The organism is Mesobacillus jeotgali, from assembly GCF_014856545.2.
Taxonomy (GTDB): Bacteria; Bacillota; Bacilli; order Bacillales; family Cytobacillaceae; genus Mesobacillus.
Map to the genome: position 1 here is coordinate 3,723,046 of NZ_CP109811.1, position 13,193 is coordinate 3,736,238.

Annotated in this window: 11 protein-coding genes and 1 other annotated feature; of the genes, 3 read left to right on the forward strand and 8 right to left on the reverse strand. The window is 44.2% G+C overall.

Features of this window, described 5'->3' with window-relative positions:
- Positions 1 to 102: 102 nt before the first annotated feature.
- Positions 103 to 348, forward strand: coding sequence for a hypothetical protein (locus FOF60_RS19040; protein ID WP_192472495.1), 246 nt, complete (start codon positions 103 to 105; stop codon positions 346 to 348).
- Between the two features lie 43 nt (positions 349 to 391).
- Here the strand turns inward: FOF60_RS19040 and FOF60_RS19045 are convergent, their stop codons facing one another.
- Positions 392 to 2,020 (reverse strand): putative polysaccharide biosynthesis protein, encoded by a 1,629-nt coding sequence (locus FOF60_RS19045; RefSeq protein WP_192472494.1) that lies wholly within the window; start codon positions 2,018 to 2,020, stop codon positions 392 to 394.
- Positions 2,021 to 2,336: 316 nt separating this feature from the next.
- On the opposite strand from FOF60_RS19045, the gene FOF60_RS19050 reads away from it, so the two are divergent.
- Positions 2,337 to 3,605 carry a BaiN/RdsA family NAD(P)/FAD-dependent oxidoreductase gene (locus FOF60_RS19050; protein ID WP_192472552.1) on the forward strand — a complete coding sequence of 423 codons (1,269 nt, stop codon included), beginning with the start codon at positions 2,337 to 2,339 and terminating at the stop codon, positions 3,603 to 3,605.
- Between the two features lie 263 nt (positions 3,606 to 3,868).
- On the opposite strand, the gene FOF60_RS19055 is transcribed toward FOF60_RS19050, so the two are convergent.
- The 3 genes from FOF60_RS19055 to leuS form a co-directional block, all read right to left on the reverse strand.
- A complete protein-coding gene (locus FOF60_RS19055; RefSeq protein WP_192472493.1) occupies positions 3,869 to 4,054 on the reverse strand; it encodes a sporulation protein Cse60 in 186 nt (61 codons plus the stop codon).
- A 57-nt stretch (positions 4,055 to 4,111) separates the two neighbouring features.
- Positions 4,112 to 4,423: a rhodanese-like domain-containing protein gene (locus FOF60_RS19060; RefSeq protein ID WP_192472492.1), complete on the reverse strand. Its 312-nt coding sequence runs from the start codon at positions 4,421 to 4,423 to the stop codon at positions 4,112 to 4,114.
- 177 nt (positions 4,424 to 4,600) lie between these two features.
- Positions 4,601 to 7,015: a leucine--tRNA ligase gene (gene leuS, locus FOF60_RS19065; RefSeq protein ID WP_192472491.1), complete on the reverse strand. Its 2,415-nt coding sequence runs from the start codon at positions 7,013 to 7,015 to the stop codon at positions 4,601 to 4,603.
- Between the two features lie 82 nt (positions 7,016 to 7,097).
- Positions 7,098 to 7,317, reverse strand: a binding site (T-box leader).
- Between the two features lie 391 nt (positions 7,318 to 7,708).
- Here leuS and FOF60_RS19070 point away from each other — a divergent pair.
- On the forward strand, positions 7,709 to 8,653 hold the full coding sequence (locus FOF60_RS19070; RefSeq protein WP_192472490.1) for a nuclease-related domain-containing protein: 945 nt from the start codon (positions 7,709 to 7,711) through the stop codon (positions 8,651 to 8,653).
- A gap of 40 nt (positions 8,654 to 8,693) precedes the next feature.
- On the opposite strand, the gene FOF60_RS19075 is transcribed toward FOF60_RS19070, so the two are convergent.
- The 4 genes from FOF60_RS19075 to FOF60_RS19090 form a co-directional block, all read right to left on the reverse strand.
- Positions 8,694 to 9,470, reverse strand: a complete 777-nt coding sequence (locus FOF60_RS19075; protein ID WP_192472489.1) for a 3-hydroxybutyrate dehydrogenase — start codon at positions 9,468 to 9,470, stop codon at positions 8,694 to 8,696.
- 15 nt (positions 9,471 to 9,485) lie between these two features.
- On the reverse strand, positions 9,486 to 10,805 hold the full coding sequence (locus FOF60_RS19080) for a GntP family permease (RefSeq protein WP_192472488.1): 1,320 nt from the start codon (positions 10,803 to 10,805) through the stop codon (positions 9,486 to 9,488).
- A 347-nt stretch (positions 10,806 to 11,152) separates the two neighbouring features.
- Positions 11,153 to 12,517 carry a sigma-54 interaction domain-containing protein gene (locus tag FOF60_RS19085; protein WP_192472487.1) on the reverse strand — a complete coding sequence of 455 codons (1,365 nt, stop codon included), beginning with the start codon at positions 12,515 to 12,517 and terminating at the stop codon, positions 11,153 to 11,155.
- 91 nt (positions 12,518 to 12,608) lie between these two features.
- Positions 12,609 to 13,136, reverse strand: coding sequence for a CueP family metal-binding protein (locus tag FOF60_RS19090; RefSeq protein WP_192472486.1), 528 nt, complete (start codon positions 13,134 to 13,136; stop codon positions 12,609 to 12,611).
- Positions 13,137 to 13,193 lie beyond the last annotated feature (57 nt).

The following is a 13,193-nucleotide window of genomic DNA, read 5'->3' on the forward strand; positions in this document are numbered from 1 at the left end:
TTGTACCTCCTTTATTCATATGGGCAGGTGCCCATTCCATTTCTTGCTAGCTTACATAGACTAATATCATACTTTACATCAGATTATGAGGAGATGACCTGAATGAACCATCGACAACAAGGACAAGGCTTGTACATCCCTATTCCCGGCCTGCCGGGAGGAGGCTTCCCGGGTGGTGGTTACCCTGGCGGCGGATATCCCGGCGGCGGTGGCCAATTTGACCAGAGACTAGACCGCCTTGAACGGCAGGTTCAAAGATTGAACAACCAGCTGGACCGGCTCGAGCGCAGGGTCGACAGGATTGAACGACGTTTGAATATACGCGATGACCAACAGTTTTTTTATTAGGGTGCATTAAAAATGGCCTTCATAACCGAAGGCCATTTTCCTATTAAACCGGCAGCCTTAACTTGCGCTTGATCTTGGTGACCCGGTCTCCGAATAGCCTGTCTACCAATTTGGTCCGGAATCCGAGGTAAAAATAAACCGCAGCCCCTACAAGTGCAGAGATTCCAATCAGCACAATCGACTGGAATTTTGCAGCCGGTGAAAGGAATTGGACAAGCATTTCATAGAATGCCATCGTCACTCCTGCCATTAAACCAGAGAAAATCAATATCAGGAAAATTCTTCTCGTCACGAAGCCCATTGGATATTTAGCGAATTTTTTAATTACAAACAAATTAATTAGGATTGCAGCGATATAGCCAAGAGCTGTTGACATTATCGCGCCCTGTGTTTCAAACACCTTAATTAATGGGATGTTGAATGTTAGCTTCACCAATAATCCCGTCAGCAAACTTAAAATCGTGAATCGCTGCTCGTTAATACCCTGCAGAATGGCTGCTGTTACAGTGAATAGTGCGAATAGGATAGCTACTGGTGCATAGGTTGTTAATACTTCAGTGCCCAGGTCGTTATGTGCATAGAAAACGGAATACATTGGTTCAGCTAGTATTGCGATCCCAATGGCAGCAGGTACTGTTAGATACATCAACACCTGGAAAGTCTGGTCAAGCTGCCGTCTCATACCCTTTCGGTCGTTTTCTGTAAAGGCCTTTGTAATGCTTGGTACCAGCGTCAATGAAAAGGCCGTAGCAAGAGAGACTGGTATGATAACAAGTTTATGCGATTGGAAATTCAAAACTGAAAATGCCGAACTTGCTTCATTTGAGCTAAATCCAATTGAAGTCATTGTTTTGGTAAAGGTCATCATATCAACAAACTGGAACAGAGGGTTGGCAATCCCGACAAATACAAAAGGTGCTGCATACAGCAAGATTTCCTTATAGATATCCTTTAAGGAGATATCCATCGCCCTCTTGTCTTCTTCCAGCAGCTTATCTAAATGAGGCTTCCTTTTTACCCAGTACCAGGCCAGTACCCCAAGACTGCCAAGCGCTCCAATGAATGCAGCGAACGTGGCTACACTTACAGCGGTAACCATATCCCCCTCAAGTACATTCAGGACAACAAACGCCCCGGCCAGCACGAATACGATCCTGACTATTTGTTCTACAACCTGGGAAACTGCTGATGGTCCCATTGACTGATGTCCCTGGAAGAAACCGCGAATCAAGCTCATGAACGGAACAACAATCAAGGCAAAGCTGACCGCACGAATAACTGTCGTCACATCTGCAGCGGTTATTTTCACATTTTCATCATTACTTGTATCCATGACAACTTCAGCAAGTCCGGGAGCAGTTACATACATAATCAAGAAAGATAAAATTCCGGTTGCCAGCATGACTGCCACACCAGACTTAAACAATTTCCTTCCGACCGCATACTCCTCAAGAGCATTGTATTTTGCTATGAACTTAGAAACAGCAAGCGGTACACCAGCTGTGGCAACACTAATGAAAATTGTATATGGAATGTAAGAGAAAGAGTATAATGCTGTCCCATACTCTCCCACAATCGCAAAAAAGGGAATAACATAAAATAACCCAAGCACTTTAGACAAAATCGTGCCAAGTGTCAATATGAACGTCCCTCTTAAAAGCTTTGATGACATAAAATCCCTACTTTTCAATCAATAAAATAAAAACAGATTACAAACTTGTATTTTACCATAAACACAAACAGACACTATGATATTTATCAATGGATGCAGATTTTTCCTGCATCCTTGCTGCAGATATTTCCTGCACCCCTGTCAGAAATTCCTGCATTCCCTAGTTTACTCCTTCTCCAGGCTGACTGCCAGTTTTCCGGCTGGGAATTCGTTTGAATAACCTCATTTATGACAATGTTTTTAGTGAAGAGTTGCATTATAATAATAAAAGTGCTGAAATGAGTTAAAAAAAGTGAAACGAAAAGTTGGTGAAGCAATGAAATACGATGTAATCGTCCTTGGCGGCGGTCCATCTGGCTTGATGGCTGCGATTGCTGCTGGTGAGAAAGGCGCAAAGGTGCTGCTGATCGACAAAGGAGACAAGCTTGGCCGAAAGCTGGCGATATCCGGAGGGGGCCGCTGCAATGTGACCAATCGGCTGCCAGTGGATGAAATCATTAAACATATACCCGGAAATGGGCGCTTTTTATACAGCGCGCTCTCCATTTTCAGTAATGAAGATATCATTTCATTTTTCGAAGGGCTTGGCATCCAGCTGAAAGAAGAGGATCACGGCCGGATGTTCCCGGTAAGTGACAAAGCTCAATCTGTTGTTGATGCCCTTTTATCAAAGCTAAAAGAATTAAAGGTAGAAATCAAGACGAACACTCCTGTTGCACATGTGCACTATAAGGATGGCAAGGCGGAGTCTGTTGAATTAAAGAATGGTGAAGTGTTCTATGCAGGCAGCGTCATCATTGCTGTCGGCGGAAAATCAGTGCCACATACCGGATCCACTGGTGATGGATATGCGTGGGCGGAGAAAGCGGGACATACGATTACGCAATTGTTCCCTACCGAAGTGCCGGTGACCTCAGCTGAACCATTTATAAAAGAAAAGGTTCTCCAGGGGCTTTCGCTGAGGGGAGTCGCACTCAGCGTACTTAATCCCAAGGGTAAAGCGCTGATCACTCACAAAATGGATATGATTTTCACCCACTTCGGCATCAGCGGTCCTGCGGTTCTCCGCTGCAGCCAGTTCGTCGTCAAGGCGATGCAAAAGTGGAATCTGAAAGAAGTCGTCATGTCCCTTGATGCCCTTCCCGATATGAAAGAGGAAGAATTGTTCCAGGAAATTAATAAACTGATCAAGGCCGAGCCGAAAAAAGCGGTGAAGAATTTGCTTAAAGGGCTGTTGCCCGAGCGTTACCTGATGTTCCTGCTGGAGCGCAATGAAATCGACCCGGCAATGCAGGGCGGACAGCTGGGCCATGAAAAAATCAGAAGTTTCGCCAAGTCTGTAAAGCAGTTCGAATTCAAGGTCAACGGCACCCTGCCGCTTGATAAGGCCTTTGTCACCGGTGGAGGCGTATCCGTCAAGGAAGTCGAGCCGCAAACTATGGCATCCAAGAAAGCAGAAGGCCTGTATTTTTGCGGAGAAATCCTCGATATCCACGGCTATACTGGAGGCTACAATATTACCTCCGCCCTTGTCACCGGCCGACTTGCGGGATCTAATGCCGGGGAATATGCGCTGCAACAATAAGTAAATGGCTAAGTGTCCGTCATTGTTTTTTTGACGGACACTTTTACTTATTACCCACCTGTTTTTGTCCGTCATGGGCTTGATGACGGACACTTTTGCCGGTTTCCCGCCTATTTCTGTCCGTCATGGGCTTGATGACGGACACTTTTGTATGTTTCCCGCCTATTTCTGTCCGTCATGGGCTTGATGACGGACACTTTTGCCGGTTTCCCACCAGTTTCTGTCCGATATCCTAAAATAAAACAAAGCCTGAGTGAAATCACTCAGGCTCTGTACACAACCATAGCTGAAAAACAGTAGATCTGTTCTTCGTCCTCTTCTTCTGGTATGACCGCGACATTGTATTTAATGTCCAAGAGTTTTTTCTCATCAAGTTTCTCCAGAAAGCGGTTCATATCCTGTTCTAAATCTTTTTCATGTTCATGATCAAATACTCTGACCTGGATCAAGGTTAGTCGCCCTTCCTTTTTAACATCCATTCTGGCCAGATTTTCAGAATTTTATAATTATGGACGTTTTGTTTCTCCGCCCCAGCTCATCATACCGCCAACCATGTTGCGGACTTTGTAGCCTTGCTCGTTCATGTAATGGCAAACGTTGCCGCTGCGTGCGCTTGAACGGCAGATGAAGATGTATTCCTTGTCCTTGTCGAATTCGTTCAGTCTTTCAGGAATCTCCCCCATTGGCACGTGCTTAGCTCCAGGAATCATACCTGATTCGACTTCATCATGTTCACGTACATCAACCATTTCTGGCTTTTCGCCAGCTTCCAGCTTCTTTTGAAGTTCTTCCGGAGAGATAGTCTCAATTTTATTCATTAGTCATTTCCTCCATTTTTAATAAAATTCATCCCTATAAAGGATTCAATACCCTATTATTGTATTTTCCCCTATTTATTATATAAAAACTCTTTTAATAATACAAAGAATAAACCTCTTGGGGTATATTACTATTTTAAACAAAGGACCGCCTAGGCGATCCTTTGCTAGTACATATTAGTTAGCAACGATATTGACAAGCTTTCCTGGTACAGCAATCACTTTACGGACTGTTTTGCCGTCGATTTGTTCTTTGACAGCAACATCACCCATTGCGATCTGCTCAAGTGTTTCTCTGTTCGCGTCTGCCGGTACCATCATTTTCGCTTTGATTTTACCGTTTACCTGGACAACGATTTCGACTTCATCGTCGACTAGCTTGGCTTCATCATAGGCTGGCCATGCTGCATATGTGATTGACTCACTGTGGCCAAGCTTAGCCCAAAGCTCTTCTGCGATATGCGGTGTAATCGGCGCCAGCATTTTTACAAAGCCTTCAACGTATGCTGTTGGAAGCTCTTCGGCTTTATATGCTTCATTGATGAAGACCATCATCTGAGAAATCGCTGTATTGAAACGAAGCCCTTCATAATCTTCCGTCACCTTTTTAACAGTCTGATGGTAGACCTTCTCAAGGTTCGTGTTTTCAACATCCTTTATTTTCTCATTCAAGCTGCCGTTTTCATTGACAAACAGGCGCCAGATTCGGTCAAGGAAGCGTCGTGATCCGTCCAGACCATTTGTAGACCATGCGATGGATGCTTCAAGCGGCCCCATGAACATTTCATAAAGACGAAGCGTATCTGCACCGTGGCTTTCTACAATTTCATCCGGGTTGACGACATTACCTTTAGATTTGCTCATCTTTTCGTTATTTTCACCAAGAATCATTCCCTGGTTGAAAAGCTTCTGGAACGGTTCCTTCGTGTGGACAACTCCCACATCGTAAAGGACCTTGTGCCAGAAACGAGCGTACAGCAAGTGAAGTACCGCATGCTCCGCTCCACCGATATAAATATCAACCGGAAGCCATTGCTTTAATTTTTCCTTATCAGCAAGTGCCTTGTCGTTCTTTGGATCGATATAGCGCAGATAGTACCAGCAGCTGCCACCCCATTGCGGCATCGTATTCGTTTCCCTGCGGCCTTTTTTGCCTGTTTCAGGATCCACAACATTCACCCAGTCATCGATATTGGCAAGTGGAGACTCCCCTGTGCCAGAAGGCTTGATATCCGTCGTTTTAGGAAGAACTAAAGGCAACTGGTCTTCAGGTACAGCGGACATTGTTCCATCTTCCCAGTGGATGATTGGAATTGGCTCTCCCCAGTAGCGCTGGCGGCTGAACAGCCAATCGCGAAGGCGGTAGGTGACCTTTTTCGTACCAATGCCTTTTTCCTCAAGCCACGCAATCATCTTGCTGATGCCCTCTTCTTTGTTCGTGCCGTTAAGGAATTCAGAATTGATGTGCTCGCCATCACCAGTGTAGGCTTCTTTTTCGATGTTTCCGCCGGCAACGACTTCCTTGATTTCCAAATCGAATTTTTTGGCAAACTCGTAGTCGCGCTCATCATGTCCTGGTACTGCCATGATTGCACCTGTACCATATGAAGCCAGCACATAGTCAGCGATCCAGATTGGCATTTTTTCGCCGTTCGCCGGGTTGATTGCGTAAGCGCCAGTGAAGACACCCGTTTTGTCCTTCGCAAGGTCCGTACGCTCAAGGTCGCTCTTGCTCTTAATTTCATCGATATATTTTTCGACTGCAGCCTTCTGCTCGGCTGTCGTGATTTTATCAACAAGCTGATGTTCTGGTGCAAGGACCGCATAAGTTGCGCCGAAAAGTGTATCTGGACGAGTTGTGAATACAGTGAATGTTCCTTCATGTCCTTCGATGTTGAACGTGATTTCGGCACCTTCTGAACGGCCGATCCAATTGCGCTGCATATCCTTCAGGCTTTCCGGCCAATCAAGCAAATCCAGATCCTCAAGCAGGCGGTCTGCATAGGCAGTGATTTTCAACATCCACTGTCTCATCGGACGGCGCTCTACCGGGTGGCCTCCGCGTTCACTTTTTCCATCGATTACTTCTTCGTTCGCTAAAACAGTTCCAAGTGCCGGGCACCAGTTAACTGCTACTTCATCAATGTAGGCAAGGCCTTTTTCATAAAGCTTAAGGAAAATCCATTGCGTCCATTTGTAGTATTCAGGATCTGTTGTGTTGACTTCGCGGTCCCAATCGTATGAAAAACCTAATGCCTTGATCTGGCGGCGGAACGTGTTGATGTTCTGCTCCGTGAATTCAGCCGGGTCATTTCCTGTATCCAATGCATACTGCTCTGCAGGAAGGCCGAACGCGTCCCAGCCCATTGGATGAAGGACGTTGAAGCCCTGCATCCTTTTCATGCGTGAAAGGATGTCAGTCGCTGTGTAACCTTCCGGGTGTCCAACGTGAAGGCCGGCACCAGATGGATACGGGAACATATCAAGCGCGTAGAACTTCTCTTTCCCTTTATCTTCAGTTGTTTTGAACGTTTTGTTCTGTTCCCAATGCGATTGCCATTTTTTCTCGATTTCCTGATGGTTAAAACTCATCGTCAATGTCCTCCTGTTTTAAGTTCGATTTATTTTGCGGATGGGATTTTCTTTTTAAAAAACAAAAAACTCCCGTCCCTGTAAAAGGGACGAGAGGCTATGTATGATCTCCCGCGGTACCACCCAAATTAGTGTGCAACACTCGCTTCATTCATCCTTAACGCGGAAAACGGCAAACGCTACTTGTGTGTTCACGTCTGCGACTCAAAGGCGAGTTCATGATGGACCCGTCTGGCTTGCACCAACCGCCAGCTCTCTTGCACAGGTTTTACACCACTACTACTCCTTGTCAAAGTCTTTCGTTATGATATAGAGATATTGTAATAAAATTCCCTTCCATATGCAAGCGGGTACGAAATAAATGATTATGGAGACTAGTTTATGACTGTATCATTTGTTTGGTGTGGGATTTTGAAAGGAGATTCGGACACAAAATTGGTAAAAAATGCTGAGAATTTCCAGTTTGCGAATAAAGCAATACTTTTTGCGAATAAATCTCCTTTTTTGCGAACAAATGCATTTATTTGCGAATAAACATACCTTATTTGCGATTAAGAAATATTTTCTAAGAGTCTTAATACTATTTTTTATGAAGAGAGAGTTTTCTCACTGAATTCATATATTAAAAGAGGTAAAATTTGATTAAGATGAAAAGGAGTGATGTACTTGATATTAAAAAAGAGGACAATCCCAGTGAAAATTCTAATTTATGAAGCAGTAGTGAAAAGGCTACCCTTTAATCATCCCCGTAAAAAGGATTTCCAGACAAAATTGATGAAATTAAAGGCTGGATACAAAGGGGAAGTTGATTTGGACTATTATCTTTCTCAACTTCCAGAAAAGGAATATATTCTCCTCCAAGGCTTGAGAATTCCTCATTTAAAGACCCACTTTCAAATCGATACCCTTCTTCTATATCCTTCATTTTTTATTAATTTCGAATCCAAAAACTACGCAGGCGAAATTGACATTGATATAGCATTTGATCAATTAATCAGAACGATTGATGGAAAACAAGATATATATGGGAATCCCATTTTACAGGCGAAGACCCAAACCACAAATTTAATCACCTGGCTTAATAACAATTCCTTCTCCTTCCCGCCTATAGAGTATTTCGTCACCATCAGCAGCTCCCAAACAATGATTAAAAACTCAAACAAGTCTCCAGAAGTATTCTATAGACTTTGCCGCACCGCGCGCGCGCTTTATAAAATTGAGGAAGTGAAATTAAAATATAAATCCGAAACTCTCACAATAAAGGACCTAAAGAAGATTGCTCACAAATTAATAAAATCCGATCAGCCACTAATCATTAATCCAAAAGAATTGAATCTCCCGCTTACTGATTTGACAAAAGGAATCCAATGTCCTGAATGTCAGGTATTTGGGATGAAAAGAATTCATGGAAATTGGCTATGTTCCTCTTGCGGCCACCTTTCAAAAACTGCCCATATCTCCGCTATTAAAGACTTTTTTCTATTACATGGTTTTTCCATTAATAATAGACAGCTTCGTGACTTTTTAGGCATTGACTCTGTTGATCTTGCTACTCATATATTAAAGTCGCTTAATCTTATCTCTACCGGATCAAAGAAAAACAAAACATATTCCCCGCCGCCAGATTTTTTCAAATGAACAAAAAAACCAGCCTCCCATAGGGAAAGCCGGTTTGAACTTACTGAATTGTATATCCTCCGTCAATGACTGCAGCCTGGCCAGTGATTCCTTTCGCAGCATCACTGGCGAGGAACATAACATAACTGGCGATTTCATCGACAGCCAGCAGCCGTTTTTGCGGCACAAGCGGAAAAATGACTTCTTCAAGTACTTTTTCAAGTGGTACATTCCGTGTTTCTGCAAGGCTGCAAAGCTGGTTGCGCACAAGCGGTGTGTCAACATACCCGGGGCAGACTGCGTTTACTGTGATGCCGTGCTCAGCCGTTTCGAGTGCGGCCACCTTTGTCAATCCAATCACACCGTGCTTGGCGCTATTGTATGCTGCTTTTCCGGCAAATCCAACAAGCCCATTGATGGATGCCATGTTGATCACCCTGCCAGAACCCTGCTTTTTCATGACTGGCAGCACATGCTTCAAAGTTATGAATGGAGCAGTTAGCATCACTTTTATCAGCAGCTCAAATTTTTCCGTTGGGAAGTCTTCGATCGTGGAGACATATTGCAAGCCTGCATTATTGATGAGAACATCGACAGTACCAAAGTGCTCAAGGCATTTTGCAACTGACTCCTTGATGTCTTTTTCGCTGGTAACATCGCATTTAAAGCCAGCGGCATCATGCCCTATTTCACGCAGACTTGCAGCCGCCTTCTCCACAGCTTCTTCCTGTAAATCTGACAAAAATACCTTTCCGCCCTGCTCAGCAAAACTCTTGGCGATCTCATACCCGATTCCCTGGGCGGCACCGGTAATCATCACAACTTTATCTTTTACCATTGGAATCTCCTTTCATTAAATACCTAATCCTAGAGAAAATAGAACAATCGCAATTGCCACACCAATCAACGGCACAATGACAGTCACAGCCGCAACTGGATTGTATGCATCCTGATGGGACTCGCCACAGATCGCCCGGACAGTCGTGACCACGTACCCGTTATGCGGCAGTGAATCCAGTGCTCCGGAGGAAATGGCAGCTACCCTGTGCAGTGCTTCCGGATTGACGCCCATATCCATGTAGTGAGGTGCAAGCAATGGAAGCGCAATAGCCTGACCGCCGGATGCAGAACCAGTCATCCCGGCAATGACACTCACGGCAATTGCCGCCCCAATCAATGGGCTTCCAGGTATGTTTGTCATCGCATCAACCGCCGTCTGGAAAGCCGGCACTGCTTTTGCGACACCCCCGAATCCTACGACAGCAGCAGTGTTTCCAATCGCAATTAAGGCACCCATCGTTCCTTCTGAAAGTGCTTCCCAGAAATTTTTGAAGTACTTGCGATTTAATAGATAGGCAGATACAACCCCGCCAAGAAGAGCAATGATCAGTGCTGATTGTTTCAATGAATCATGGAAAACGAATGAAATCACCAGTACCACAACTAAAGGAATAAGGCCCATCAAAGGATGAGGCAGCGCCCTTTTTTCCAGCATTGGATCTGTCTTCCTCGCTTCGAACTTCTCGCCTCTTGCAACCGCTTTTGTAATCATTCGTTTCAGCCACCAGTAGCCAAAGATCATCATGAAGACGGCAACGATGGCACTGACCTCCCAGCCTGCAACCGGGGTAGTATCCAGGAATTGAATAGGAATCCAGTTCTGGATTTCCGGAGAACCGGCAGAAGTCATTGTAAAAGTGACCGATCCGAAGGCCAATGCAGCCGGAATGAATCGCCTAGGCAAATTCGCCTGCCTGAACAAGCTCAATGCCATTGGATAAACTGAAAATGCGACAACAAACAAGCTGACGCCGCCATAGGTCAACACGGCACAGGCCGCGACAATCGCAAGCACTGCATACTTCATGCCCAGCTTCTCGACGATTAACTCAGAAACACTGTCAGCCGCTCCGCTGTCCTCCATCACTTTTCCAAAAATCGCCCCAAGAAGGAACATCATGTACCAGGCAGTAACAAAACCAGAAAACCCAGACATATAGTTGCCGACAAAGTTAGCAGCTCCTTCTTCAACCAGCTGCGGAAACAACGGCATTCCGCTGAACACAGCAACAAACAACGCAGAAATCGGCCCGACAATCAGCAGATTCATGCCTCTCATCGTCAGATAAATCAACAAAGCCAGACCGCCAATCAACCCAATCATACTCAGCATTCTTTTTCCCCCTTTAAATTTTTAAAGTAAAAACGACCACTGCCCTCCCTGCCCAATTTAGATGACAACGCTTACAAAAGATTGAATAAAATTGCTGTATTAACCTATTGCAACTATCGTGCCAACTTTTCAGGGTATATGAATCAGTGTTTATTTTTAATTTTCAGTTATTTCATTCCGGTTTTCCGGACTCTATCATTCTTCCATTGCTTTTACTTAATAGAATACAAGTTATTCGACCTGTCCAGTTCCCGCAAATTAATACCATTCATACAGTGAAAAGCCTTTTAAATATTACTAGAAATGAAAGAAGTCCGGAAACTCGGACAGCATTCCGAATTCCCGGACTACAAGAGGCCGTATTTATTTAGCTTTTCATAAAGGGTTGACCTGCTGATCCCCAGTTCCCTCCCCACAAGGCCTTTATCGTCATTGTTCCTTTCTAGGCTTTGCTTCAACACCCATAGTTCTGTTTCTTCAACAATATCCTTAAGTTTTTTGTTCTTAAATCGGTAAATGGCTGTCTGTGATTGCAAGTAATCCGGCAATGAATCCAGCGTAATCTGTTCTCCTTTTGTCAAATGAACAGCAGCTTCAATGACATTTTCAAGTTCTCGGATGTTACCCGGCCAGCTGTATGATTTTAGAATTTCCAGTACGTTGCTTTCAATTCCTGCGATCCGCTTGCCTAACCGATTCGTGACCTTGTCAATAAAATAGGCGATCAGCAGTGTTAAGTCCTCAGCACGTTCCCTTAATGGAGGAACACTGAAAGGAACGACATTGATCCGATAAAATAAATCCTCCCTGAATCTTTTCTCCTCAATCATATTCTCAAGCGGCCTGTTTGTGGCAGCAATAATCCGGACATTAACCGAAATCGATTTTGTCGAACCAATCGGTTCTATCTCCCCGTCCTGCAAGGCACGCAAAAGTTTAACCTGCATGCTGAGCGGCATGTCACCGATTTCATCAAGGAAAAGGGTCCCGCCATTAGCCAATTGGAACTTCCCCTTTTTCCCTCCTTTTTTCGCGCCTGTAAAAGCTCCTTCTTCATATCCAAATAACTCGGATTCAAGCAGGTTTTCAGGGATTGCTCCGCAGTTCACCTTAATGAATGGCTTCTGGCTTCTGCTGCTTAGCTGGTGGATGCTGTGGGCAAACAATTCCTTCCCTGTTCCGCTCTCTCCCCTGACCAGAATGGAAATATCGCTGTTGGATACCATTTTCACTTTTTCTTTTAAACTGATAATCTGCTGTGACTCGCCAAGGATGTCATCTAGCGTGTATTTCACTCCCGAATCAATCTTCTGGATGTATGGCTGCATCCTGGTCAGCAGGCTTTTTACATGGCTGTCCATTTTCATCCATTCCTGTGTATCCCTGAAAAACACCGTTCCAAATGCAGCGATTACTTCGCCATTTTTAATGATGGGCACCCTGTTGGCAATCATATAGTTTCCCTTGATGAATTGCAGATCAGCCAGTTCCTCTTTTCCGGTCTGAGCCACAATATGCATCCTCGTATTCTCGATCACTTCGGTGACATGCCTGCCAATCGTTTCTTCACGATTGACTTCAAGGAATTCACAGTAATTATGGTTGATATAGATGATTCCTCCTTCTCTGTCAACAACAACAAGCCATTCAAACGCATTCTCGACAATGGTTTCAATAATATCTGCAGGGATATGTAAAAGCTTCGTATTCATAGTCCGCCACCTGGTTTTTCTTTTGATTTTATCACATTTTTCTGAAAACGATGCAAGACATAAAAAAAGCACCTGACTCAGGTGCTTTAGTCTACATTAGCTGCATTGTTGTAATGCAAGTGGCGTCATTCTCAAAAGTGGATATTTCTGATTCTACAGTTTTACCGTTATATCCAATCTTTGTTTTGAACTTTTGATCACGTGGAAGCCACAAATCGATGAAACCATTCTGATGGGATGTCATTTTCTCATCAACGACCACATTTCCATCCTCATCCTCAATATATACATCAAACTCTTTTTCAACCAGTTCACCTTGACAACCTGTCAAGCTATGATTTGTTCAAGGATGGGTTTGATTTTCGTAAGGCGCGATTGAGACGAAGAAGTCTTCTTCCGAAATATCGTAGACTTGCTTGTCCCCTTCACTGTCGGCAATTGTCAGCTCATGTGAGGTGATGGACGCATTGTGGCCCTTAATTTCGCCCGTGCTGTAATCACTCACCAATTCCTTGATGTCTTGTTGTTGTTTTTCAGGTTCAGCAGATTGTTCCCCGCCATTACAGGCAGTTAACAAACCGGCAGCCAAAAATGCAATTCCAAGGATTTTAAGTTTCAACCCATTCACCCCCTTGTCTTTCAATGTATGATTATATCATAAACTCACAGTCCTATA